Annotated in this window: 23 protein-coding genes; 9 read left to right on the plus strand and 14 right to left on the minus strand. The window is 44.8% G+C overall.

What is annotated here, in order from left to right:
- Positions 1–4 precede the first annotated feature (4 nt).
- The 4 genes from H6F63_RS04130 to H6F63_RS04145 all read left to right on the plus strand — a co-directional run bounded on the left by H6F63_RS04130 (position 5) and on the right by H6F63_RS04145 (position 6,693).
- Complete coding sequence (locus tag H6F63_RS04130) at positions 5–982, plus strand: glycosyltransferase family 4 protein (protein WP_190635140.1); 978 nt, start codon at positions 5–7, stop codon at positions 980–982.
- Positions 983–1,304: 322 nt separating this feature from the next.
- Positions 1,305–3,866: an efflux RND transporter periplasmic adaptor subunit gene (locus tag H6F63_RS04135; RefSeq protein ID WP_190635142.1), complete on the plus strand. Its 2,562-nt coding sequence runs from the start codon at positions 1,305–1,307 to the stop codon at positions 3,864–3,866.
- A 55-nt stretch (positions 3,867–3,921) separates the two neighbouring features.
- Complete coding sequence (locus H6F63_RS04140; protein ID WP_190635144.1) at positions 3,922–5,715, plus strand: pentapeptide repeat-containing protein; 1,794 nt, start codon at positions 3,922–3,924, stop codon at positions 5,713–5,715.
- A gap of 36 nt (positions 5,716–5,751) precedes the next feature.
- Positions 5,752–6,693, plus strand: coding sequence for a hypothetical protein (locus H6F63_RS04145; protein ID WP_190635146.1), 942 nt, complete (start codon positions 5,752–5,754; stop codon positions 6,691–6,693).
- Here the strand turns inward: H6F63_RS04145 and H6F63_RS30380 are convergent, their stop codons facing one another.
- Complete coding sequence (locus H6F63_RS30380) at positions 6,694–6,822, minus strand: hypothetical protein (RefSeq protein ID WP_277876338.1); 129 nt, start codon at positions 6,820–6,822, stop codon at positions 6,694–6,696.
- 170 nt (positions 6,823–6,992) lie between these two features.
- Here H6F63_RS30380 and H6F63_RS04150 point away from each other — a divergent pair, with 170 nt between their 5' ends.
- From H6F63_RS04150 to H6F63_RS04160, 3 genes are read left to right on the plus strand one after another with little or no spacing between them, the layout of a single operon-like run.
- Positions 6,993–8,141 carry an aminotransferase class V-fold PLP-dependent enzyme gene (locus H6F63_RS04150; RefSeq protein ID WP_190635267.1) on the plus strand — a complete coding sequence of 383 codons (1,149 nt, stop codon included), beginning with the start codon at positions 6,993–6,995 and terminating at the stop codon, positions 8,139–8,141.
- A gap of 59 nt (positions 8,142–8,200) precedes the next feature.
- Positions 8,201–9,610, plus strand: a complete 1,410-nt coding sequence (locus H6F63_RS04155) for a cytochrome P450 (protein ID WP_190635148.1) — start codon at positions 8,201–8,203, stop codon at positions 9,608–9,610.
- A gap of 36 nt (positions 9,611–9,646) precedes the next feature.
- Complete coding sequence (locus tag H6F63_RS04160) at positions 9,647–10,690, plus strand: glutathione S-transferase family protein (protein WP_190635150.1); 1,044 nt, start codon at positions 9,647–9,649, stop codon at positions 10,688–10,690.
- A gap of 107 nt (positions 10,691–10,797) precedes the next feature.
- Here H6F63_RS04160 and cysS read toward each other — a convergent pair whose 3' ends face one another.
- Together cysS and H6F63_RS04170 are read right to left on the minus strand one after the other, a co-directional pair.
- Positions 10,798–12,312 carry a cysteine--tRNA ligase gene (gene cysS, locus H6F63_RS04165; RefSeq protein WP_190635152.1) on the minus strand — a complete coding sequence of 505 codons (1,515 nt, stop codon included), beginning with the start codon at positions 12,310–12,312 and terminating at the stop codon, positions 10,798–10,800.
- A gap of 92 nt (positions 12,313–12,404) precedes the next feature.
- On the minus strand, positions 12,405–12,557 hold the full coding sequence (locus tag H6F63_RS04170) for a hypothetical protein (RefSeq protein ID WP_190635154.1): 153 nt from the start codon (positions 12,555–12,557) through the stop codon (positions 12,405–12,407).
- Between the two features lie 26 nt (positions 12,558–12,583).
- Between H6F63_RS04170 and H6F63_RS04175 the strand changes: the two genes are divergently transcribed.
- Positions 12,584–13,705, plus strand: a complete 1,122-nt coding sequence (locus tag H6F63_RS04175; RefSeq protein WP_190635157.1) for a GTP-binding protein — start codon at positions 12,584–12,586, stop codon at positions 13,703–13,705.
- A 137-nt stretch (positions 13,706–13,842) separates the two neighbouring features.
- Positions 13,843–14,295: a D-aminoacyl-tRNA deacylase gene (gene dtd / locus H6F63_RS04180; protein WP_190635159.1), complete on the plus strand. Its 453-nt coding sequence runs from the start codon at positions 13,843–13,845 to the stop codon at positions 14,293–14,295.
- Between the two features lie 114 nt (positions 14,296–14,409).
- Here dtd and H6F63_RS04185 read toward each other — a convergent pair whose 3' ends face one another.
- The 11 genes from H6F63_RS04185 to H6F63_RS04235 all read right to left on the minus strand — a co-directional run bounded on the left by H6F63_RS04185 (position 14,410) and on the right by H6F63_RS04235 (position 25,224).
- Positions 14,410–15,678 (minus strand): endonuclease/exonuclease/phosphatase family protein, encoded by a 1,269-nt coding sequence (locus H6F63_RS04185; RefSeq protein WP_190635269.1) that lies wholly within the window; start codon positions 15,676–15,678, stop codon positions 14,410–14,412.
- A 240-nt stretch (positions 15,679–15,918) separates the two neighbouring features.
- Positions 15,919–17,274 (minus strand): DUF2330 domain-containing protein, encoded by a 1,356-nt coding sequence (locus H6F63_RS04190; RefSeq protein WP_190635161.1) that lies wholly within the window; start codon positions 17,272–17,274, stop codon positions 15,919–15,921.
- Between the two features lie 27 nt (positions 17,275–17,301).
- Complete coding sequence (locus H6F63_RS04195) at positions 17,302–18,168, minus strand: RnfABCDGE type electron transport complex subunit D (RefSeq protein WP_190635163.1); 867 nt, start codon at positions 18,166–18,168, stop codon at positions 17,302–17,304.
- 177 nt (positions 18,169–18,345) lie between these two features.
- Positions 18,346–19,146, minus strand: coding sequence for a CPBP family intramembrane glutamic endopeptidase (locus tag H6F63_RS04200; protein WP_190635165.1), 801 nt, complete (start codon positions 19,144–19,146; stop codon positions 18,346–18,348).
- 166 nt (positions 19,147–19,312) lie between these two features.
- A complete protein-coding gene (locus H6F63_RS04205; protein WP_190635167.1) occupies positions 19,313–20,035 on the minus strand; it encodes a hypothetical protein in 723 nt (240 codons plus the stop codon).
- A gap of 172 nt (positions 20,036–20,207) precedes the next feature.
- Entirely contained in the window at positions 20,208–21,011 is an 804-nt protein-coding gene (locus H6F63_RS04210; RefSeq protein WP_190635169.1) for a hypothetical protein, read from the minus strand.
- Positions 21,012–21,032: 21 nt separating this feature from the next.
- A complete protein-coding gene (locus tag H6F63_RS04215) occupies positions 21,033–22,175 on the minus strand; it encodes a hypothetical protein (RefSeq protein ID WP_190635171.1) in 1,143 nt (380 codons plus the stop codon).
- 98 nt (positions 22,176–22,273) lie between these two features.
- The gene (locus H6F63_RS04220) at positions 22,274–22,702 is read right to left on the minus strand and encodes a hypothetical protein (protein ID WP_190635173.1); all 429 of its coding nucleotides are present in this window, start codon (positions 22,700–22,702) and stop codon (positions 22,274–22,276) included.
- 97 nt (positions 22,703–22,799) lie between these two features.
- Positions 22,800–23,396, minus strand: coding sequence for a nucleoside triphosphate pyrophosphatase (locus H6F63_RS04225; protein WP_190635270.1), 597 nt, complete (start codon positions 23,394–23,396; stop codon positions 22,800–22,802).
- Between the two features lie 79 nt (positions 23,397–23,475).
- On the minus strand, positions 23,476–24,021 hold the full coding sequence (gene psbP, locus H6F63_RS04230) for a photosystem II reaction center PsbP (RefSeq protein ID WP_190635174.1): 546 nt from the start codon (positions 24,019–24,021) through the stop codon (positions 23,476–23,478).
- A 132-nt stretch (positions 24,022–24,153) separates the two neighbouring features.
- Positions 24,154–25,224, minus strand: a complete 1,071-nt coding sequence (locus tag H6F63_RS04235; RefSeq protein WP_190635176.1) for an aromatic ring-hydroxylating dioxygenase subunit alpha — start codon at positions 25,222–25,224, stop codon at positions 24,154–24,156.
- Positions 25,225–25,299: the final 75 nt, after the last annotated feature.

Consider the following 25,299-nt stretch of genomic DNA (forward strand, 5'->3'; position numbering starts at 1 on the left):
AGTGATGTACCTAGCACTTCTTGTTGCCAGTTTTATTATTAGCTTGCTTGCTGTTGCCTTGATTAAGCAGCGCTTGAGTCAACATTTTTTAGATATTCCTAACGAACGCAGTTCCCACACTCAACCCACACCACGCGGCGGCGGCTTAGGTTTTATAATTGCTTTCGCTCTTACCAGCAGTTTAGCCTCAGCGTTACAAAGCAATTTTGCTTTCCCCAACCCCACCTTTGTCTGGCTAATTCTCACCCCTCTCGCTATCATTGGCATCATCGACGATCGGCGCGGCGTTCCGGCGAGTCTTCGCTACCTGGTGCAGCTAGTCGCTGCTGTAGTTGCAATAGCTTGTTTCGGAACCTTCCCCCAGCCTTGGTTGGATTTTGGCACTGTAGGCGCGATCGCCAGCATAACTCTGAGTGCGATCGCATTCACCGCCATGATTAATTTTTATAACTTTATGGACGGCTTGGATGGTCTTGTCGCTGGTGTCAGCGCAGTCCAACTCAGTTTTCTAGCACTTTACCTAAATCAACCCCTGTTATTTCTCCTCGTCGCCGCCCTCTTGGGCTTCCTCTGGTGGAACTGGTCGCCTGCTAAAATTTTTATGGGCGATGCTGGTAGCACCGTCCTGGGAGCAACAGTAGCTGTTGCGCTGCTCAACACCTCTGACCCGGTGCAAGCGTGGTCAGCTTTAGCCATCACCACCCCACTCACCGCCGATGCCATTTACACCTTGATTCTTCGTCTGATGCGCCACGAAAATATCTTTCAAGCGCACCGCAGCCATCTGTACCAACGCTTACAGCAGTCTGGTTGGTCGCACCGTCAAGTTGCTAGTACCTACATCGGCTTAACAATTTTTATTGCCATCAGCATCAGCCTTTTTGATGGCAAAGCTGCTTTGCTCAGTGCCGTTGGCGTTGCGGCTACGATAATTTTAGGTGAAGTTTATTTGCGATCGCTCAAAAATTCCTATCAGGAATGAGTCGCCCCAGCTATACCAGCTATATTAGTTTCTATAGGCTCAAAACATCAACAGCAACAAAAGAGCCGCATTGAAATCTGGAAGTTTACATTATAACCTTGTTTAAACTAATACACTAATTAACATAAGTTATGCTAAAAAAGATGCTTCCTGCATGGCATAACATTACCTCGGTACTACATTATCAATGGCTAAAACCTCACGTTGCTGTTGCTCTTAGAATTACTTTGCACTTGCACCATTGCCAATAAACACGGCAACTTTTTAACATTTGTCCAAATCATAGTAACCCAAGGCAAGCGAAATTCAGGGCTTTTTTAACATGTATAAAATATCACAAACCCGGCTGCGACAGGATCTGATCGTTACATTTACTACTAATAAAGAAACAGATAGCAAAACCCATCTCATCAAAGATCCCATTTCTGGAGAAACTTTTGAGTTTGGAGAAGAGGAATATTTTCTCTGTCAATCTATAAATGGAATTTCTACTACATCCCAAATAATCGCCGCATTTAAAAGTCGTTTCGATCTGTCAATTACAGAAAATGATTTTAATCAGTTCGCTGAACAAATAACCAGCTATGGCTTATTAGAACCCTGCGACACTCCAGTTTTTTCTTCATCTTCTTCATTAGTTTCATTCCAGGAAACAGAAGATTTTGGGCAACCAGATATCTCAAAGGAATCAGTAGAGAAAAACCAGGAAGAAAAAGTCAAACAAAAGCCTCGTCCCCAAAAAGTAGAAAATCTTAAAGAATTTAGATGGAAACTTTTTAATCCTGATACATTTTACACATTTGTAGCGAAATTATTACGACCTTTTGGATGGTTTTTTAAAGCTTTAATTTGGTTACTTATTCCGGGCGTACCTTTAGCACTTTTAATTTATTTTAAAGAACAATATGCTATTTGGCAAGACATAAAAACATTTTCAGTACCGGAAGCTTACTTTGTTAAGATTCTGGTTAACATGATGTCAATAAACATAATCAGTAGACTAATTCAAGGCATAGTTTGTACTGCTTTAGGTGGAACAGTAAAAGAGTTTGCCTTGCAGCTAAGATTTGGCATTCTTCCCCGTTTTCAGAACGATAGACGTGGCTATCGACAGCTTAGCCGTAGAGGGCAATTGTGGACAATTGCAAGTCCCTTATTAGCCAGACTTTTCTTTTTCGTTATAGGAACATTTATTTGGTATTGCACGCATGGAACAGGAACAAGCTTGCCGCTGATGGGTCTTTTCTTTGCCCAAGCTGGTCTTTTTGGCTTCTTGATACTTATCCTTCCTATTTGGGGTGAAGGTTATAGATTTTTTGTTCTTCTTTTTAAGCTTCCCCCCCAGTTGTTGCAGCGAGCTTTGCAAACCTTTATGTTTACAATCCAGGGTCGCTCCTTGCCAACAACAATATCCTCCGGTCAGAGGTGGAGTTTACTACTATATGCGCTGGTCATCATATCTTTTTGGTTCTACCTGATGACAAAAGTAGTCTTTTCCACTGCCAAAGGGCTAGTACTAAGTTACCCAGATATTTTTGGTAGAAGTACCAGATTCATCTTTATCGGCGCGATCGCATCAATGGCCTTATATTGGACGAGCAGAAAATGGTCAAGGATGACGCAAAAAGGCAAAAATCCGAATCCCTCTCCCGTAGTTGATCGTGAAGTAAATGTACCGGAAAAGGCACACTTACACATAGCGAAGAAAACCCGTTCCAAAACTAATCACTTAGTCAAAGTTTTACTTCTTGTTGGCTTAGGCATTGTCCTTTTCTTGCCCTACCCCTATAAACCAGGTGGCCCCATTCAGTTAATGCCTCCCGCACAAGCAAAAATTCAAGCTCCAATTTCTGGAAAAATTACCAAAGTATTCTTTGAGGGCGGAAACGGTAAATTGATAAAATCCGGAACCGTAATTGCCACAATGGAATCAACCGATCTAAATAACTCTATCTTAACATTGCAGCAGCAAGTAAACGAACAGCAAGCCGTTCTAGAAAAGCAGCAAGATAAAGTCAATCAACTGCTAAATACTCCCAGCAAACAAGAAGTAGAAGTGGCAAAAAAAGAACTAGAAGTTGCTAAACAAGAAGTAGAAGTTTCTAAAAGGCAGCTAGAAGTTGCCATGACCAAAGCCCAGTTTAGCGCTCGTCAAGCTGCACGTTTTGAAGGTTTATATAAACAAGGGGCTTATTCTTTACAACTACTGGAAGAGGCACAAAAACAGGCGGAAACAGACCGCATCAATACAGAAGCAATGCGCGATATTATTGCTAGGAAGCAAAAAGATGTAGAGAAATCAGAAGCCGATCTCCAGGTAGTTTTGAGTGGAGCGCCTCCAGATGAAATAGAAGCTGCTCGTCGGGATGTTAAAGCTGCTCGCGCTAATCTGAATCGGGTACAACAACAATTGAAATATGCTAATGAGCAACTAAAAACAACCAAGCTACTAATGCCCATTGATGGTCATTTAACCACTTCTTATCTTGGACAAAAACTAGGTACTTACCTAAAGGAAGGCGATACGTTTGCCCTCGCTGAGAACGATCGTAACTTTATCGGACAGATATCGATTCCGGAAGATAACATAGGTGAATTTGCAGTTGGCAATCAGGTGGAAATTAAGCTTTTAGCATATCCCGATAAACCTATATGGGGAAAAATAGTTTCTATTGAACCGATTGCTACCGATGAACCTAGCCAACCCGCGACGCAAGTTGTCAAGGTTAATGTGGAAATCGCCAATTCCGATTCCCAGAGAGTTTTGAAAACCGGAATGTCTGGTTATGCCAAGGTGAATGGAGGGACAAAGCCAGTCATTGTGGCGTTTACTCGCCCAATTGCCCGCTTCATCCAAGTGGAAGTCTGGTCTTGGCTTCCTTAGCACAACAGGAAAATTTCGCTCGCATATTTTTTAGTTTCAGCGATTCTGATAAACAATGCCTGAATATAGCAGTAGAAACGTAATACTGAAACGATATTCTCTAGGCGAACGGGATTTTCGTAAGGTCAATCTAAGTGGTGCAAACCTAAATGATGCAGACCTCAGTAAAGTGGATTTAACTGAGTCAATTCTGAATCAGGCAACTCTATGTCAGGCGATTTTGGCTGAAGCAAAACTAACTGGGAGCAATTTGAGTCAGTCGGCTCTAATTGAGGCAAATCTAGTTAGAGCCGACCTAAGTGAAGCAAATTTGACTGATACAATCTTATGTTGGGCAGACCTAAGGAATGCCAATTTATGTAGGGCAAATTTAAGTGAGGCAAATTTAGTTAAGGCCAACTTGAATCGAGCAAATTTGAATGGGGCTTCTTTGAATCGAGCAAATTTGAATGGGGCTTCTTTGAATCGAGCAAATTTGAATGGGGCTTCTTTGAGTGGGGCATTCTTATTAGAAGCAAATCTGCTGGGAGCAAATTTGAGTGGAGCTTCTTTGCGAGAAGCTAACTTGCAACAGACAAACCTTCAAGGAGTTTTCTACGATGCTACTACCCAGTTCCCGGAAAACTTCGATCCAATTTCAGCAGGAGCGTACTTAATCGCTCCTAAAGTCCATTTAGTGGGAGTAGACTTGCCAGCAGCCAATCTCCCACAAGCCAATCTTGCATCCTCTAACTTAAGTCAAGCCAACTTCAGCAAGGCTAACCTGCAACACGCTAACCTCAGCGCCACAATATTAAATCAAACCAATCTCAGGGAAGCTAACCTGCAACACGCCAACCTCGCAGGAGCGAGTTTAATTGCAGCAGACCTCAGAGCAGCCAACCTGAGTCAAGCCAACCTACAACAAGCAGAATTAGCCCAAGTTCTCTACGACCAGGAAACTCAGTTTCCCAGCGATTTTGAGCCAAATACTGCTAAAGCATACTTAATCGCCCCTTTTTCTGAGTTAGTGGGAGCTAATTTAGCTCAAGCAAATCTCAACAATAGTCAGCTGTGCAAAGCTAATCTTCGCGCCGCCTGCTTGGTGGGAGCCTGTTTACGAAAGACTGATTTAGCTCAAGCAAATCTTACTGATGCTGATTTGAGTGGTACCGATTTAGCAACAGCTAACCTAGTTGGAGCTTGTTACAACCAGCAGACGCGATTTCCCCAGGATTTTGAGCCACATCAAGCGGGAGCGTTCTTAATTGCTCCTTGTACTTCCCTTGTAGGAGTTGATTTGCAACAGCTAGATTTGCCAAATGCTAACCTGAGTGGGGCATCTTTGAGTGCAGCCAACCTGAGTAAAAGCAATCTCACTAGGGCTAATCTTAAAGCGGTTAAGCTGGAAAATGCGAATCTGTGCGACGCTAATCTCACAGGAGCCGACCTCAGACGCGCCGACCTAACTGGGGCTAATTTAATCGGAGCCAACTTACAGCAAGTTGTCTATAACCCAGCTACTCGCTTTCCCCAAGATTTTGACCCGATGGCTTCAGGAGCATACTTAATTGCTCCTGAAGTATCACTCCAAAAAGCTAATTTACAGGCTGTAGATTTGACTGGGGTGAATTTAACAAAAGCTAACTTAACAAAGGCTAATCTGTGCGGTGCTAAGCTATCTGGAGCAATTCTTTTAGGAGTTAATTTGTCTGGAGCTAATCTTCAGGGAGCCGATTTAAGCGGGGCAATCTTGAAAGGAGCAGACTTGAGTAAATCAAATTTAACTAATGCTAACCTGAGAGCTGTAGATTTAAAGCAGGTGATACTAGAAGGGGCAATCATGCCCGACGGAACAATCTACGAGTAATAAGAACAATTTACAATTTATTTTTCCAGTTTTATTGTGTCTTACTTGAATAAGAATATTTTAGAACTAAATCCAGTTGGAATCATAAATAATTTCATTCTTGAGCGATACACTAATAGCGCTAATGCTTTGCGCCAAGTGCCGATTAAAATTTACTACCCGCAAGCATCAGGATTATTCCCTGTCATTATTTTTTCGCATGGTTCGGGAGGGTCAAAAAATGCCTTCTCGTACCTGGGGCGCTTCTGGGCTAGTCATGGCTATATTTCCATCCATCCAACTCATTTTGGCAGCGACAAATCTGTGTTTCAGAGTGGTGGACGTGAGGCACTTGAGAACAGTGCTAAAGACCCTCAACAATGGCGCGATCGCGCTGCCGACATATCCTTCCTCATCGACTCCCTCAAGCAACTAGAAGGCAATATTCCCCCATTAACCCAAAAAATAGACTACTCCCGCATAGGTGTCTCCGGTCATTCCTATGGTGCTTACACAGCAATATTGATTGCTGGCGCGTTAGTGGACATACCCCAACAGCCAAATATTACTTTTCAAGACGAGCGCGCCTGCGCCTTTTTAGGGATATCTTCTCAAGGAAGTGGTACTTATGGTTTAACTAAAAGCTCTTGGAATGAAATTCAAGCGCCTGTAATGACAGTAAGTGGAACCAAGGAAACAGGAGGAAAAGGAAAACCTAAATCGTGGAGGTTGGAACCTTTTAAATATATGCCTCCAGGCAATAAATATCATACTCTTATTCAAAATGCTGATCACTCTTCCTATAATGATTACAAACGCAGCACAGAAATATCCAAATTAGAAATACAAGCTATAAATGATATTCATACTTACCTTCAGAGCGCAAGTATTGCTTTCTGGGATGCTTACCTCAAGCAGGATAATTCAGCAAGAGAATATCTAAAATCCAAAACACTCCAAATTTACAGTAACGGCAAGGCTTCAATTTTTGAAAGATGATTAATGACATTTAGCTGCGTTTAACCATGCTAACTGCACAAGTTCCAGTCCTTGTGTAAATAAACCGATACTACCGACGGCTGGAAGATTGGCGACTTGCTGCAATTTTTGCCGATAGTCAGCAGTCATCCGATTGAGAGTCCCCTGGGATGCGAAACCCAATATTGGTAAGGGTTTGGTGGGTAACGATAAAGCTCTACCTATCCTGCAATCCTACAAATAATTAGATTGATCTACTTACTTGCACCCAGCTAACTTTAAACTCTAAGTTATTGCTCGCTCGATTAACCCAAGAATAAATAATGCTAACATCCTCCATTAACAACACGACTCGACTGCAACTCGCCCCTTTAAAAATACCAACTCGTCTGCTACTGGGGCCAGGGCCTTCAAATGCCCATCCCGCCGTACTTCAGGCGATGAATACCCCGCCTGTGGGACACCTCGACCCAGCATTCCTGGGACTGATGGACGAAATCCAGACCTTGCTGCGCTATGTTTGGCAAACGGAAAATCCACTCACCATTGCAGTAAGCGGTACGGGAACCGCCGCAATGGAAGCAACCATAGCCAATGTTACTGAACCGGGTGATGTGGTTCTAGTTGGTGTAAATGGTTACTTCGGCAACCGTCTTGTTGATATGGCCGGACGCTATGGTGCCGATGTGCGAACCATTACTAAACCTTGGGGACAAGTGTTCGCCCTAGACGAACTCCGCACCGCCTTGGAAACTCATCGCCCTGCTATCCTGGCTTTAGTTAATGCTGAGACATCCACCGGGGCGCGTCAACCATTGGAAGGAGTCGGCGACCTCTGTCGTGAATTTGACTGTCTGCTGTTGGTGGATACAGTCACCAGTTTGGGTGGTGTTCCCTTGTTTCTGGATGAGTGGAAGGTTGACCTAGCTTATAGTTGCAGCCAGAAAGGGTTAGGTTGTCCGCCCGGTGCTTCGCCGTTTACAATGAGTCCCCGTGCGGTTGAGAAAATGCAACAACGTCGCACTAAAGTGGCTAACTGGTATCTGGATATGACGTTGTTGAGTAAGTATTGGGGTCAAGAACGCACTTATCACCACACTGCCCCGATTAACTTGTACTATGCTCTGCGGGAAGCGCTGCGTTTGATTGCCGAAGAAGGAATAGAAAATTGCTGGATGCGTCACCAAAAGAATGTTGAGTATCTTTGGGAGGGGTTAGAAGATTTAGGACTCACCATGCACGTTGAACGAGAGTTTCGTTTGCCTACGCTTACTACTGTTTGCATTCCAGAAGGTTTGGATGGGAAGGCGATCGCGCGTCAGCTGCTGATGGAACACAATATAGAAATTGGGGGCGGATTAGGCGAACTGGCTGGTAAAGTCTGGCGTGTGGGTTTGATGGGCTTTAACAGTCGCCCAGAAAGTGTAGATCGACTTTTGGAAGCACTGCGGCAGGTTTTAGCCAAATAGTGCAGGTGGTTCCTATAGAGATTCTCAACTGCATCTAACATGACACAGCTTGCATAGTTATGAACCAAGATATCGACGAGGTACTGGTACTAGAGGAAGGACAAGCACCACCAAAAGATGCGATCGCCCCACCTCGAAAGCCAAGGTGGTTAGACACATTAAATTACATTGCCAATCCGGATCGCTTCTGTCGCCAAAATCTAGAAAAGTACGGTGCCATTTTTAACACCAGTGTCTTTGGTGGCACTACTATCTTTGTGGGTTCAGCTAAAGCTACTCAAATGACATTTAATGGGGACTTGAAATACACAGAAATTGCTTTGCCAGCGACCACGATGGATATGTTTGGCGAGTACAGTCTGTTTCAGCGTCCCGATTTGCATCGCCAGCGCAAAAGCGCACTGCGTCCCGGACTGACTGGTCAGGTACTTGAGAGATATGCGCCGGCGATTGAGAGTGCCATTTTACTAGGCATTTCCGAGTGGCCCACCCCTAGTAAAATGGCACTGTACCCAGCAGTGGAGAAGATTTGCTTTGATGTACTCGTCCCCCTGCTGCTGGGAGTCAGCTTGAATGACGCCGACCCAACCACTTTTGAGGGACTACCTGTATCCTCCAAAGCCGAACTAAAGGCGTTGTACAAGACCTTTTTTGATGGTTTCTATGGCTTGTTGAAGTGGAAGTCACCCTTTACAGCCTACGGCAGGGGATGGAAAGCACGCGCAAGGCTAATTGACTTCATGGGTGCAGTTGTACGACGACGGCGGACACAGGGCGGAGTCCTTGACCCCACAGTAGACTTCCTATCAATGATGCTAGCCAGTCAGGAAGAAAACCCGGATGGAGTCTTTAGCGATGCCTTGATTGAAAACCAGTGTCTGCTACAGTTGTGGGCTTCACACTATGAAATTTCGGGGCTGGTTGCTTCCCTGATATACCAGCTTGGACACGACCCGCAGGTACTACAGCGGCTGCGGGAAGAACAAACTGAAGTGATGGGCAAACAAAGCAATATCAGCACGTTCTTACCCGAACATCTCAAGCAGATGGTATTCCTAGAGGCAACCATTAAAGAAACGCTACGCACGCTACCTCCTAGTTCTACTGCCAACCGCCGACTCACTAAGTCTGTGGTACTGGATGGGGTGCTGTATAAACAGGGCTGTTCTGTGATGGCAGAACCGCGAATTGCACATATCATGCCAGAATACTTTCACGAACCGGAGGTATTTTCTCCAGAGCGATTCCTGCCCCCTCGCAATGAAGGTAAAATGTATGAGTTCATCCCCTTTGGTGGCGGCGTACACGCTTGTTTAGGGGCGCAGTTGGCGATGGTTGTTACTAAGATATTTGCCTCTAATTTGCTGCAAAAGTTTGATTGGAAGCTGACAGGTGATGCAAAATTTGTGCAATTTCCTCTCAAGAAGATTAGGGATGATTACCAAATTGAAATAACACACCGAGTTTAAGATTTTCTGTATTCTCCCGATACGTTCTTGAGCATCATGTCACAAACCACTGTTGGAATTAACAAAAAAAGTAAGTCCCTTCCTCCGGGAATAATTGTTAAACTCGGAAAGTTTGTCTGGACGACAATCTGGCATCTGATGATGTCTCAGCTTGCCCCATCTCAGAAATCGGGCGAGTACGTCCGCCCTAAGAGTCAGTTTCGGCATTTTGTCGGGACTGAGGAAGGTAATTTATACCAGCCAGCCGCAGGACGTTACCGCCTTTTTGTGGGGTTGGGATGCCCTTGGGCGCATCGTACATTAGTTGCGCGATCGCTTAAGAAACTGGAAGATGTGATCAGCGTGTCCATCGCTTCCCCTTCCTCTGATGCGGGCATCTGGGTATTAGACGACCCCCACGAAGGTTGCGACACCTTACCAGAGTTGTATCAGTTGGCGCAACCAGGTTATAGCGGGCGTTGCACGGTTCCGGTTCTCTGGGACGAACAAACAAAAACCATCGTCAACAACGAGAGTGCAGAGATTATTGTGATGCTGAACTCAGCGTTTAATGAGTTTAGTAAACATCCCGAACTGAATCTCTACCCAGAAGAACTCAAAGAAACCATTGACCTTTGGAACGACAAAATTTACGATGCTGTGAATAATGGCGTGTACCGTTGCGGCTTTGCTCAGTCACAAGCGGCTTATGAAAAAGCCTGCGATGAGCTATTTGTCGCCCTAGATGAGATTGACGCAGTGCTGGCGACAAGTCGATATGTGTGCGGGGACAAGGTGACACTAGCAGATGTGCGTTTGTTTACTACGCTGTTCCGCTTTGATGCTGTGTATTACGGGCTGTTCAAGTGCAACCGCAAGAGAATTAAAGACTATGAAAATCTCGGTGCCTACCTTTGCGATTTATATCAACTTCCCGGTGTTGCTGACACCTGTGATATAGACGCTGTGAAGCGGGATTACTACGGCAATCTATTTCCACTCAATCCAGGCGGGATTATCCCCTCTGGGCCTGATATGAAAAGTCTTTTTGAACCACACGATCGCGATCGCAAAACCAAAACACAATTTGTTTCAACTTGAGGATTGTCAATAAAATTTCTATTTTTAAATTTACGCATTGACAAAGGTATTGGGAGCTAGGGACTAGGTAAGATTTTTTGCTCTTCCCAATCCCCAATCCCCAATCTCTAGCTGCGGTGCCAGCGCGTACCCTCTGGCCTATCAATTAGGGTAATGCCTTGGGCAGCTAGTTCGTTGCGAATGCGATCGCTCTCAGCAAAATTTTTCCCAATCCTCGCTTCCTGTCTCTGCTGAATCATCGCCTCAATGTCTGCATCGCTTAAACCATGCTTTACTACAGCCTGTAAGCTAGCTTTTGAGTTGTCTGTTCGGGTGGTTGCACTTAGGGCAATTGGTTCGCGGACTTCTAACCCTAAGACTTGCGCTAAGTGGACGAGCGTGCGCCACTGCCGCTGTAACACTTGTGAAGGAGTATCTATTCGCTCTACATGGGAGAGGAGATTTCTCTCACGACGTAGATTCTTAGCCAATTCAAACAGAACTGCTAGACCACCTGGAAAATTCAAGTCATCATCAACTGCTGTCTGGAATCGCTCTACAGCATCGGAGTCTAACATTGCCAAGTTGCTGGAATCTGAATTTATGTCAGTTACCCAATTAAGTAATCGATGCGATCCCCACATATAGCCAAACAGCAGAGCTTCTTCGAGCGTATGCCAACCGTTAGTTGCCGCCTGAATTGCTTCATCGGTAAAATCAATCGGCTTGCGGTATTGAGCTGTAAGAACAAATAGCCGCACCGCCATTGGATCGACCCCTCGATCGAGTAACTCGCGAATGGTGATAAAGTTGCCCAGAGACTTAGACATCTTCTCCCCATTGACCGTCACCATCCCGTTATGCAGCCAGTAGTTCGCTAACGGCTTGCCAGTTACCGCTTCCGATTGGGCAATTTCGTTCTCGTGGTGGGGGAAAATTAAGTCAGCACCGCCAGCGTGGATATCTATAGTTTCGCCCAAGCGATCGCGCACCATAGCTGAGCATTCAATATGCCATCCCGGACGACCATCACCCCAAGGCGACTCCCAAGCAGGTTCCCCCGGTTTAGCAGCCTTCCACAAAGCAAAATCAAACGGGTCTTTTTTCTTAGACGCTTCCGGTTCCACCTCAACCCGATTACTCGCGCCAGCCTGCATATCTTCTAACTTGCGTCCCGAAAGCTTGCCATACTCCGGAAATTCACGAACTGCATAGTAGACATCGCCAGCCGAAGGATAAGCAAAATCTTTCTGTTCCAACTCGTGAATCAGCCGCTTAATTCCATCTATCGTATGAGTAGCGCGGGGATATTCATCAGCTTCTTGGATATTCAGCCGCGCCATATCCTCAAAATAAGCTTGGATATAGCGTTCTGCGACTTCCTCCATCGTTGAACCCTCAAGCCTGGCTCGATTGAGGATTTTGTCATCAATATCAGTAAAATTCTGTACGTAGCGCACATCATAGCCGCGAAATTGCAAATAGCGGCGCGTCACATCCCAAACGATACAAGCTCTAGCATGACCCAAGTGGCAGTAATCGTACACCGTTACGCCGCAGTAGTACATCCCGACTTTACCAGGTTCCACGGGTTCAAAGGATTCCTTACGACGGGTTAGGGTGTTGTAGAGTGATAGGGTCATAAACTTTGAATTAGATTGTAGTCAGCGCAGATGATTTTTGTTTGTGTAGCCGTAGAGACGCAATATATCATCGCATCTGTAAAATTGGAGGGTTAACACCAGCGATCGCTTGCCTCCATGTTAAACGGCATCGGCATCTTATCAGCTTCGTTATTTTCCAGGCCGTGTAACAAGCCATAATAAAGGAGGGTAGCAGGGATGCAAATATCTGCATTCAATGCCCTGCCGATCTTTACAAGTTCCATTTTCTGACCTTTTCGACAGTCGCGTTATGCAACCAGCAGTTAAACCTGACCAATCCCCAGCAATCGATTCCCCGAAACACGGCTTGCCTGTCACGATCATTACAGGTTTCCTTGGCAGCGGCAAGACCACGCTCCTCAACCACATCTTAAGCAATCAGGAAGGCGTGAAAACCGCTGTTCTGGTCAATGAATTTGGTGAAATCGGCATTGACAATGAACTGATTGTCACCACCGGAGAAGATATGGTGGAGTTGAGTAACGGTTGTATCTGCTGCACCATTAATAACGATTTGGTTGAGGCAGTTTACAAAGTTCTGGAACGCGAAGACAAAATAGATTATCTGGTAGTCGAAACAACCGGACTCGCAGATCCTTTGCCAGTTGCACTGACCTTTTTGGGGACGGAACTGCGAGACATGACCCGCCTGGATTCTATTATCACGGTGGTAGATTCAGAAAATTTCAGTCTCGATTTGTTCAACAGCGAAGCCGCCACCAGCCAGATTACCTATGGTGATATTATTCTACTAAACAAAGCAGATTTGGTAGATGAAGCTGACTTGGATTCGCTGGAAGTTAGAATTCGGGACATGAAAACTGATGCCAGAATTCTGCGAACCGCACGCGCACAGGTGTCATTGCCTTTGATTCTCAGCGTCGGTTTGTTTGAGTCTGACAGGTATTTAGAGGTTGAATCGGAACACGACCACCACGACCACGACCATCACGATCATCACGACCATCACGATCATAGTGCTTGCGATCATGAACATGATGTTTGCACTCATGACCACGACCACGACCATCACCACCACTCGCACCACCTGGAAAATGACGGGTTTACCTCAATTTCCTTTGAAAGCGACAAGCCTTTTGCTATCAAGAAGTTCCAAAATTTCTTAGATAATCAATTGCCTTCTACCGTCTTCCGTGCCAAAGGGATTCTTTGGTTTGACGAAAGCCCCAGACGGCATATTTTCCACCTCTGCGGCAAGCGCTTTAGTATTGAGGATGAAGATTGGAAAGGTCAACCGAAAACCCAGCTGGTGCTGATTGGTCAGGATTTAGATAAAGAAACCCTGCGCGACCAAATCCAGAAATGTGTCTGTCTCCCCTCTGCAAGTCGTGGCAAAGGGTTCGGAAAGTAGCTTTTAGTCATCAGCTAATTGCTAATGGTTAATAGTTTATAGCGTTTCTCAGTTGGGTCGAATACATTGCGATTCTAACGTTTGGTAGGGACATGGCAATGCCATGTCCCTACAGATGTAATGACTAATGACTAATTATGCGCGTTGTCGTTCAGCGAGTTAAATCATCTCAAGTTGAGGTTGCAGGTAAAGTTATCGGCAAAATTGGGCGAGGACTTAACTTACTCGTAGCCATTGCCGATACGGATACCGAAGCAGAACTTGACTGGATAGCGCGAAAATGTCTGGAATTACGCTTATTTCCAGATGAGGAAAATGGGACGGGACGCTGGGAAAAATCAATTCAAGAAATCGGGGGCGAACTGTTAGTAATTAGCAAGTTCACCCTCTACGGAGATTGTCGCAAAGGTCGCCGCCCTTCCTTCGACCGTTCAGCTGCACCAGATGTTGCCAGAAAGCTTTACGAACAGTTTGTTGAGAAATTGCGCCAAAGTGTGCCAGTAGAAACTGGTGAATTTGGGGCGATGATGCAGGTAGCAATTGAGAATGATGGCCCTGTTACTTTGCTGCTGGAAAGAGAAGCATCTTAGAGAACAATACGGTTCACTTAAGAATATTTCTAGGTTGGGATTACCGTGGGGAAACCCAACCAATGCTTATGGGTGTTGAGTTGAGGAACGAAACCCAACCTAAGCTACGCTAACTCAAACAATCGGTTTGCGGCGACGGCGGGAATTACCAATTATCCCTAGAATGCTAAGGCTGAAAATTCCCAGAGTAGCGGAAGGTTCAGGTACGCTGACGCTATCATCAGCCACCTTAACATCAGCCCACACCAGGCGATGATCGGAACTGGGGAAGGGGAACGTCCCCACTAGAGGAAACAAGGGATCGCTGCTCTTAGGCCAGAATACAGCTGCATCAACAATCTCTAAATCCTGCGATGGCAAAACGTAATCTACGCGCAAATTACCGGGTGTACCATCAGCAAAGTCAGCTGTATCAAATGCTGGGTTGCTTTTATGGGTTAGATTAGCACCGCCTTGCAAAATTGCCTGTTCTGGGCCGCCTTCGCTGGTAGGAGTGACACTGGTATTGACAAGCGGATTATCCAGCAATTGCTGTATTGCACCGGGTAAGCTATCGCCATCAAAAGGATCTGAATTTTGGTCGCCCATAATGACAAAGCTTGAATCAGCACTAAGTCCTCCAAAGGTGCGCTGATCGTCGTAGATGTAATCGCCTTCTCCGGGTGTGATATAGTCTGCCCAAAAGCGAATTTCATCAAAATTCCGCCTACCGTTGCGGTCTTCGGGTCCGTCAAATACTGGGGGGGTAGGATGGCTAAGGAGGGCGTGAACAATCTCTCCGTTAACATTAATTGGGACATCCCAGTGACTCTTGGAGGAGAGACGAACTACCTCAAGTTCTGCTTCCGAGTACCAGTCATTGGGTTCGGGTGTCGCTGGGTTGTCGGGAAGTAAGGCTCCCGGCATATCTTTCCACAGGAAGGTTTGGAAGGTGCGGATGCTTTCTTCTAAAATTGGGTACTTGGAGTACAACGCCATGCCATACTGACCGGGGAAGAATCCGAAGCCATAGGCATCGTTTGGGCCGCCGACTGTGCCATTGTTGTCTAGGTCAAATCCGGAAGGTATGCCAGTGTTGGATGGTGCAACGTAGCGATATTGATATTCAGTGGGGGAAGCACCATTCTGGCTAACTGAAAGGTAGTTATTTTGAAATAGTTGGGCTGCTGTACCGCCTTCTACATAGTCGAATTCATTGATTAACAGCACGTCAGGGTTGACTCGTTGGATGATTTCGGCAACGGTCTTTGCCTGTACGTTGTCGGGGGTTGACAAATCGGTAATTAGTTGACCTTCACCGTTGCGGTTTAGTGAGGCGTTGAATGTGGCAAAGCGGGGGGTGGTGGCTTGGGCTGACCCAGACGCGATCGCGATCGCTCCCATTATCCCTGCTGTCAGCAATCCTCCGGATAAAAGGCGATCGAACCGGGAAATTAGAGCTTTCTGGATCTTCATAGCAACCGTGTTTGTACTTAGCTTTCGTTATTCCTCACACAGTAGCGATCGCACGTTAAGACAACCCTATGAAGCTAATAAGCAGGTTTTAAGACGCCCCATCTTCACGGAAGCTTCATAAAAAACCTGCTTATTTAACAGAAATGTAAAGTTATGACACTTTAAGTGTCAAGGGAAAATATTTTGCCACCAAGGTCTAGAACTGCTTTGTGCCACAGGCATTTTCTTCCGAATATCCTGAATATTCCACCCTGTAAGCTTCGCTAAAGTTTGCGCTTCTTGTTCAAATCGTCCAGCCAAAGACTTTTTATATTGTTGTCCTGCTTGACATTTAACTTCCCCTGTAAAAGCATGGCGGAGGATATAGCGACCCTGGAAATTTTGGCGATTTGATGTTTCTTGGAACATCAAATCTTCCGGAAACTTATCGCGGGTATAGCGGACGTGGAGACGAGTAATAAAAACATTACTGGAGGGAACAATGCCTCTCCGGAAGGGCGCTGACTGCTGGATACCCGAAGGGTAGTTATCTAGCCAAAATACACCAGCTTTCTTCAGTTCTTCTGGATTTAATGGTTCCGCAGAACACGGATCGCAGCTACCCATATCCCACGCATATTCGAGAAAAGCAACTTTTTGATTTTCCCGATTGTATGCGTTTTTGAACATAGATTTGTAGAAATTAGCAAAGTCATTTTTAACGTATACTGGTATTTCAGCATCCGAGGGAACTTTGACTGTCCGGTAGTTGGTAACTTCTGCCTGACCTTTTGGCGATAAGACATAAACAATTAAGTCTTGTTCGCTAGTAGAATTAATCATGCCTAGACGAATCGGCAACATGAATTTAGGAGATTCATAAGCCATCATCAAAGGTCGCAGAAATTGAGTCCCAGACTTTTCAAATTCTCCTAAGTTGACTTTAGCAACGAAGAATTTCATGTTTTGTCGGATGTATGGTTGCAGCAGTTGTTTAGCACCTTTGGGAATGCGATAACCGTTGCGATTTAGCCAAGTTTCTAAACCATTAGATTCTCTGGCGCTGAGGATTACAATGTCATATTCTCCGACTGTAAAACGTTCTTCTACCGTGACACCTAAAGTGCTTTCGTCTCTATTTCCCCTTGCTGCGCCAGGTTCCATCGCTGCTCTTGATACAGGTCTTGGAGCATACATGACAGGATTACACGGATCTTCGTCAAAATATTCTACCAGCCGCGGCGCACTAAAAGCATCTAAACGTTCGATAATTTTGGGTTCGCCAACGCGAACTTGGTCTTTTTTAAGTACCGTGGGAACGGGGACAACTAAGGCGAAGTCTTTAACATCTCCTTGATAGTCATTCGCCATAGTTAAAACAGTGCGATCGCCACTCCGCGCAATCACTACTTGAGAAGCTTTGTTGTATAATTTGGTATCTGCTTTAGCGACATAAAATCCACAAAATGCCCAGGCTGTAGGCGCAAAGCAAATAACCGCTAGACAAGTTATAAGTAAGGTTTTGAAAATCCGAAATAATTTCATTGTCACCTCTTTTATTTTAGTAAGACTTCACGCTTGTATATACTGCTCAGGTTCAGCATTTTCAGGTTTATTTGCTGAATTCCACCACGAGAATCTGGGCGCTTTCCAAACTAAATCCCAAATTACAGTTAAGGGTGCCAGAGCAAATAAAGCCCAGAAAACTGCGGTAGAAACAAAAAAATGATTTCGCAGAATAAAGGTTAATACAGCGATGGAAATAGCCCATATTAAGCGGCTGATTCTGGCGTTGGGAATTGACCGAGGATCTGTAATCATAAACAAGGCAAACAGCAGTAAAGAACCACTGGTTAAACGATGGAAAAATACGTCCCATGTCCAGCCAAGCCAAAGATTGCGAATCGCTTCTAAAAGGGCATAGGAACCTAAAAAAGCAGCGGTTGTGTCCCATCGTCCGACTCGTTTTAATATCATGCCTCCGGTTCCTGCAAATAACAAGGCATACCACCAATCATCCCCCCACTGTCCAGGGGAAACCCAGGCATCGGGTGTTAAAATGAGAACTGAAATAATACCAAAATTGGCAGGATTGAAAAAATGTTTGTTATGAGTTTGAAAAATAAATTTACTAAAAATTGCTAATGAGCCTGCTAAAATCATTGTGGTGTAATTATCAGCTCTTAGCAGCAAACTTAAACCTAAAGCTGTAATTAAAGCACTGCGAAATGAAGATTTGACGGGAGCATTGGTTGTTGATTCAGTTTCTTTGAGTAGGTTTTGTTTGATGGATGTTGCTAGCCACTGAGTAACTAGGCAAGTCACTATTACAACTAAAATTAAATCTAGTCGTAGCGTCCAGTCTCTTGTCGAAATTCCTAAGACAAGAAATGAGGTTAGAAAGAGAATTTGGTAGTCTCGGATATCTTTTAGTAGCATTGCCTGTTGATGGCAGGATTAGCCATGTCTTTGTCTGAATTTAGACGCGATAGGATGCTAGTAGTTGTCCTGTTACAGAAATTGTTACAAAAAGGTAGCAGGGGAGACACGGTTGCTACTGAAGGGGATGGGGGAAACGAACCGCCGAGGCGCTGAGGGCGCAGAGAGGGGATAACTTCAGGTGGCTGTCAGTGTCTTTTTACGATCGAGATGTGCTGCGCCTTCTATGATCACAACGAAAATCGCTGCTATCCAGGTGACGGCGACGTAGAACCAGAAGACTCGCAAATCTCCCCACAGTGTGCCAAAGAAGACAAGTGTAGTATTATAGGCAGCGTGGAAGAATGCGGCGAGTAATACGCTGCCTTTTGTGTGGTTGTAGATCCACGTCATCAGAATCGCGATCGCTATCGTGGAAAGAAGGAAACCTACAAAGGGGATACTAGCTTGAGGTGTTCCTGGGATGAGAAATAAGGGAAAGTGCCATATTCCCCAGCTTAAACCCAGGATGAAACTGGCCCATAAGGCGGTAAAATTTTCCTGAAATCTTGGTAAAGCAAATCCCCTCCACCCAGGTTCTTCAGTTAACAGATGGATGATGATTTGTTCCATGAATAAGGGTAATATTCCTTGCAATGGAATTATGGTGGCGATTTGATGATTCCCGCCCAACAGGATGTGAAGACCAATTGCTGCTAGACTAATGCCAGCTGGTATGAGGAAAGCGATCGCGTACCATTTCCCGCTGACACGCCACCTCATCAGTCGGCTAAAGAATCTGTTAATTCCAGCTTTTCCGTCTGCGATCGCGCTAATCATCACTGCTGATATGCTAATGCCAAAGAAGGCTAAGTTTTCGGGGAGTTGGAAGGAAATCCAGCCGAAGGTTGCGGCGATTTTGCTACCCCAAACTAACCATGCGATCGCATAAACCAAAATAAAGAAGGTAGCAAGCGGGTATTTTCTAATAAATGACATCTACTTTATTCTCCTGACTCTCCCTGAGATGGGATTTCCAGTTATACCTCACCCGTCCCTTTTTCTACAGAAGATGCGTCTTTGACTTGATCTATCTCTGGATATTTTTTTTGAGATACTATCGCCCACATCAACAAGTAAAGCACAATGCCTTGACCCCTGGTATTTATACTCCAAACCACTCTAAAATGCCCTTGGCAATTTTCTTTTCCATCAGATTAGAAGAGAGTAATCGCAATAATAACTGACGCAAAAGCCAGCGATTTAGCAATGGAAAAAATAAATATAATAGACGCTTAAATCCAATTTGCAATAGCCACGATGTTAGCAGCGATACTAACAGGTTCAATAGATTAAGCTGCTGTATATAAACAATAACTGTAGGAAGGACAACTAATAAAGATAGCCCCCAAGATATCCACTTTAACAACAAAGCTGTTTTGAGATGCAGATTGTTTAAAAGTTGAGCGACAAGCCAGTGGTGTGCAGTTGCGATCGCTAAACACCAAGTTGAGTCAACGAGACAATCATGGCGAATTTGGTGAATGATGTCTCCATCCAGAGAAATCACACTCCTCATAACAATGTTATCAGCCACTTTCTCTCTAGTTACATGATAGTAGTAAGTGCAGAAAGTTAAGCCAGATTGTAATCTATTTTCCGCATCTAATAAAGCATAAGAACGCAATTCCCCAAGTCTCTTTGGGGAGATACACAAATCTTTTCCCTTTGTTCTAGCTTGCAGAATTCTGTCTATGACATTCTGATCTAAGTTAAATCGCACGAAGCGAAACACTACTTGTCCCTTTTCGTCTTTGACTTCCTCGACTTGAATGTATGCAGTTAAATCAAGGCATTTTCTGGATGATATTGCAAAATTATTTCCCACTCATTTTTAGCAATATTCGGTTTAATTGGCATCAGTTTGAAAGACTGAGATTTCCACATTTATTCCCAAGAGCAACCTGGGAACCAGAATCCCGAAAACTCACTTCTTTTAAGCCTGCTTTCGCTGGATTTTTGAGCGATTGCAACTTTAGTTGCTAGGCTGTTACGCAATATCAATTTCGGTTAAATATGTTTTTTATCGAACGTTGATTCACCAAAGATTCTACCATGTTTACCATAAACTCTAACAGTCCGTGCCACTGTTTTTCCCCAGCAGTTACTCCTTGTCTATGAATATCTAAAATTATGTCTTTATGCTCGTGTTGAAAAAGTTTTTCATGGTAGCGGTTGATGATATCTCCATCCAACTGAATAACCGATTGAGCATAAATAATGTCGGTTGTCACTGCCTCTTCCGGATTTTCTGATGCAGCAATTTCGCTATTCTTGAGTGCTTCGTTACGATTGTCAAGCGCCGCCTTTAGCTCATCTACCTTCCGTAAACTGCGTAAAAATCTGCCATCGTCAAGCAGACTTTGAATCCTTTTAATTTCAACAGCCGGATTAGCAGATGGGTTGAGTGGGTTAGGTAGTTTCGTCTTTTGCAAATCCAGTTCGGCTGTGGGATCGCTGAGAACTCGGACAAATTCCCTTAGCTGGGAAGCATCTTCTGCAACATCTTCAACGCGGTATAAACAATACTCTATTTCGATTTGCTTACGAAGACTCAGGTAACGCGCGTGCAGGGACGGATGAATTCCCATTCTTTCCAAATATGGCTTGCAAATGGGATAAATATCTCGATAAGCTTGCCAAGGAATGAACTTTGTTCCGGTAATTTGATCGACAACCATTGTATTAACTTCTAGAGCCGTGATGTCGATGAGTACATCGCTTAAAGACTGTAAAAAGTTGTGAAACTTAGGTCGCAAATTAGGGATAATATCTCTACTATTTGTGTCAGGTCTATTCACCACAATTGTTAGCCTCCGGTGCTATTACTTTGGTTTTTTGTTCTTCTCATCAGTAGGATTGTTATCCCCAGGCTCGACGGGTATATCTGAAAAGAAAGGGTCTTCAAAGGTGACGGGCGTTTCCTCGTCGGGCATTTCTGAGTTAGATGGGGGCTTTTCTTCCGGTGGTATATCTCCGAACAAAACTGCCATCGGATTTGAAAGGCGATCACTTGAAGTAAAGTTTCTTTGTGGCTGATTCGGTTGGCTTTGTTCCTCTTCTCCCCAGTTGTCGAACCCTTCCCATTCGTCATCCTGTACACCAGTCTGCGACCACCCGGTGAAGCGTTGTTCTGGTTCCTCTACCTCCACATCTTCCCACTCTTCATCGCTTCCCCAGTTCACTACAGTCTGCTGAGTAGCCGTCCACGCTGGCTCGGATGGCGGTTCCTCTAAGAGGGCTTGTTCCCATTCCTCGGCACTCAACACAGGCTCTACAATTGTTTCCGATGTCTCTGGGGACGGGGTGGGCGCAATTGGTGGGGTTTGTGCGGGAACGGATGCTGCTAAAGGGGAAGTCGAAAAACCTGACGATTCAGCCGCTGCAAGGGGGGAAGGAAAAGAAGAACTTTTGTTCTGGGAAGGGGAATCTAGAAGCCCTTCCCCGCTTCCGGGAGGGGTTGGGGAGGGGTCAGACGGGGCTTCGCTAACAGTGTCAACCTCAATAACGGACTCAGAAGCGATCGCAACCTCTACCACAGAAACTTCAGGCTCCATAACTAAAGGAGCAGCATCGTCTGGAGGTAGTTTAGGACTCTCTACACCAGACAATTTTGGAGGATTTGAGGGTCGCATTTGCGCCCAAATTCCAAATAATTTTTGCAAACTCTTGAGGTTGTCTTGGATAATTTCGCGGCTTTGCTGAACCTGTTCTAAATGAAATTGCCGCAGTTCGCTATAGGGGCCAGTATCGAGAAATTGGTTGCCAATTTCGTTGGTGATGTCGCCATCGACAATATTAATCCGAGTCTGCATCCGAGAGCCTGGTTCGGGCTGCTCTCGATCTGAGTCGGCTTTAGCAACCCAAGTGGTAATTTCCAACTCAATTGCCTCGCTGAGTGCGGTAGAAAGTGCCTCAACAATTTTGCCAGCTTTGAGTTTTTGCTTGAAGTCGTCGCTTGCCGCCATAAAGATATTTTTAGCTAAGTTTTTAGTTATTAATCAATCCGGTAAAAGGTAAAATTAAAGTAAATAATTTTACCTTTTACCTTTGCAGGAGTGCCTTTTTACTCAGATGGGTTGTTTGGCGTGGAAGGAGGAAAAAGGGGTTGACTATTTGAAGACAACCGCGATGTTTGCATTTGAGACAATGTGTTAGTTAAGACTGTAAATAGCTGTTGTAAGTTTGCCAGGTTTTCTTGGATAATTTCACGACCTTCCTGAACTTGCTCTAAGTGAAATTCTCGCAATTCGGTGTAGGAACCATTGCCAAGAAATTCGCTGCCTACTTCATTTTCGATGTCACCATCTACGATGTTGATGCGGGTTCGCATAGAATGGCCGGGTAGGGGTTGATCTCCTGCCGGAGTGTCTGAATTAGCGGATGAAACCCAGGTGGTGATTTCTAATTCTATGGCTTCGCTTAGTGCCAAGGTGAGTGCTTCAACAACTTTGCCAGCTTTGAGTTGTTCTTTGAACTCTTTACTTACTCCCACAATATCCCCTCTCTTAATGTCTTAGTCATTGGTCATTGGTCATTAAGCCATTTGTCATTAGCGCCGAAGACAAAGGACTAATGACTAAGGATAACTTTCATTGTTGCCAGAAGTCTGTGACATCGTATCCCAGTTCACCGAGCATTTGGCGCAGCAGGGGCAAACTAAGACCGATGACATTGGTGTGACAGCCTTCGAGTTTTTCTACAAATAGTCCGCCTCTGCCTTCGAGAGCAAAGCAGCCAGCGCATTTGAGAGGTTCGCCAGTGGCGACGTAGGCGTTTATTTCGCGATCGCTTATATTGGCAAAGTAAACTCGCGTGATGCCGCATTCTACTAGAGTTTTACCCTGCCGTTGGTCAATTAAAGCATGACCAGTATACAGGTTGCCGACAGAGGAGCGCATTTTTTGCCAACGTGCGATCGCTTCTTTCTCATCCGCTGGTTTCCCATGAATTTCGCCGTTGACGGCTAAAACGGAATCGCACCCTAACACCAAACCATCTGGAAATTGACTAGCCACTGTTTCAGCTTTACGCAATGCTAGGGTTTGCACCAGTTCGGCTGGATCGTTCAACTGGACTTGCGATTCATCAAAATCGCTGACTGCAACTACCGGATCGATTCCAGCAGTTTGCAACAAGCGGCGGCGGGCTGGGGACGCGGAGGCTAAGACAAAGGGAGGAATATTCATAGTCATTAGTCAAGTTATCAGTTGAAGGATGGCAAATTGCTCGCTTGTTCAAAAGCCATTAGCCATTAGCCATTAGCTATTAATAAACTGAGAATGAACTGACGACTTGTTTCAACATCGGCTGCATTTTCGCCCAGCGTTTTTCTGTAGTGGAGGCGTTGAAGGTGAAGAGTTTACCTCGACTGATGGCGACTGAGGCGAAATTATGGCGTTGCTGATTTGGGAGTTTGACGGCGTATTCTAAAAAGTAATAAGTTTTAGCGCCAGACTCGGCTTTTTCGGCGTTCACCAATTCGGCTTCGCGTCCCGATCCGGGGGGTGCGATCGCGCTTTTTGATAATTTGTAACCTACTTCACTAGGTGTTCCTAAGTCAGCCAGGGTTTTACCTTCAGGAACTGGGCTAATTACGACTGACACATTTTCGCTTGGCTCAATGATATCGTGCATGACAATATCTGCTGCATTGCCCACGTTGACTTCAACCCAGCCATGAGGATATAGGAACTGATAGCCGTCGGTGCTATCGACATAGCTTCTTAGCCCACTGGTGGCGCTGACAGCAGTGCAACTTTGTAAGCTCAAAGTTAATACTACAAGCAGTATTGCGGCAATTCGTTTCAGCATCTTCCCTCTTCCTCTCCCTGTGTCACTAAGCATTACTCTGTTTCATTTTCCCACTTCGGGGAAACAGGACGAGCGCGCATTTTGGACGAACTTCATTCGACGTAGGGAAACAGAACAAGAGTAAGCGATCGCTTAGTCTTGTTCTACTTGATTTTTCATCAGTCGTTGTACGCTTACCAATGCTCGATTTAATTCATAACCCCGTCGTTCTGGATTATTCAAATATGCCTGTTGTTCTTCCTCAATCATTTGTACATCTTCAACGACTAATCCATCGAGTAATTTTTGAGCAGAACCAAATAAACTATTTTTCACAAAACGGCGAAATGCTACTGGCAATTTGTGCAACCGCCAAAAGGCATTTAATGATGTAAAATGAATGATATAAGCACGAGTTGTCGTTTCATTCACCGGGCAAAGTAGACAGTAAATTTTGAAATCCTTGCCTAACGTTGAAACCCAGTGCGGATAAATATAGCTAACATCCAACGGTTCTGGGTGTAAGCGACGCAAGGCTGGAAAAAACAACTGAGAAATAGACCAAATCTTGTCTATTTTGTAATAACTCTGAGCTTGATAATGAGCATCTACACGATTAACTTCTTCGTGAATATCTTCAAGCACTGCATCAGTCCAAGCTTGCCAATCCTGATGTAAATGTCCGTGGTACATATCCATCAAGTTTTCAATTAAATAGGAGTAATGGGCATTACACTGAATAACTGAAACAGTAGCAATATAGTTGAGATGATCCCATTCAGGAACGCCAAGAGGTTTTAGAGACGAGAAATTTTGCGTCTCTAAATCGGTGCTGTCCCCAGGAAAAAGCCAGATAAAACCGTCCAATTCTTGCACAGGATAGCGGCGAATTTGGCAACTTGGTAATTTTTGATTAGCTGCTAGATAGGGAACTGCTGCACATTCACCCGCCTCATTAAAACGCCAGCCGTGATAAGCACATTCCAATTCATCGCCAGTAACTTTACCATGACTAAGTTTAACTTGACGATGAGGGCAGCGGTCTTCTAAGGCGTGAATTTTTCCTGTGCTATCTCTATAAATTACGATTGGTTGATTCCAGATAACGACACTTAGCGGCTGGGTTTTTACTTCGGTACTGCGTGCAACTACATACCAGTAATTAAGGTTAATTCCTATCTGGCGAATGTTCTGATGTTGGGTAGTTATAGAAGAAGATTGCATAGTTTCACAAAGCAACAAATATCGCCTGCGAATTTAATTCGCAGGCTAATAGCTATCGGATCAAACCGACTTTAA

Origin of the sequence: Trichocoleus sp. FACHB-40 (genome assembly GCF_014695915.1) — a bacterium.
Taxonomy (GTDB): domain Bacteria; phylum Cyanobacteriota; class Cyanobacteriia; order Cyanobacteriales; family FACHB-T130; genus Funiculus; species Funiculus sociatus.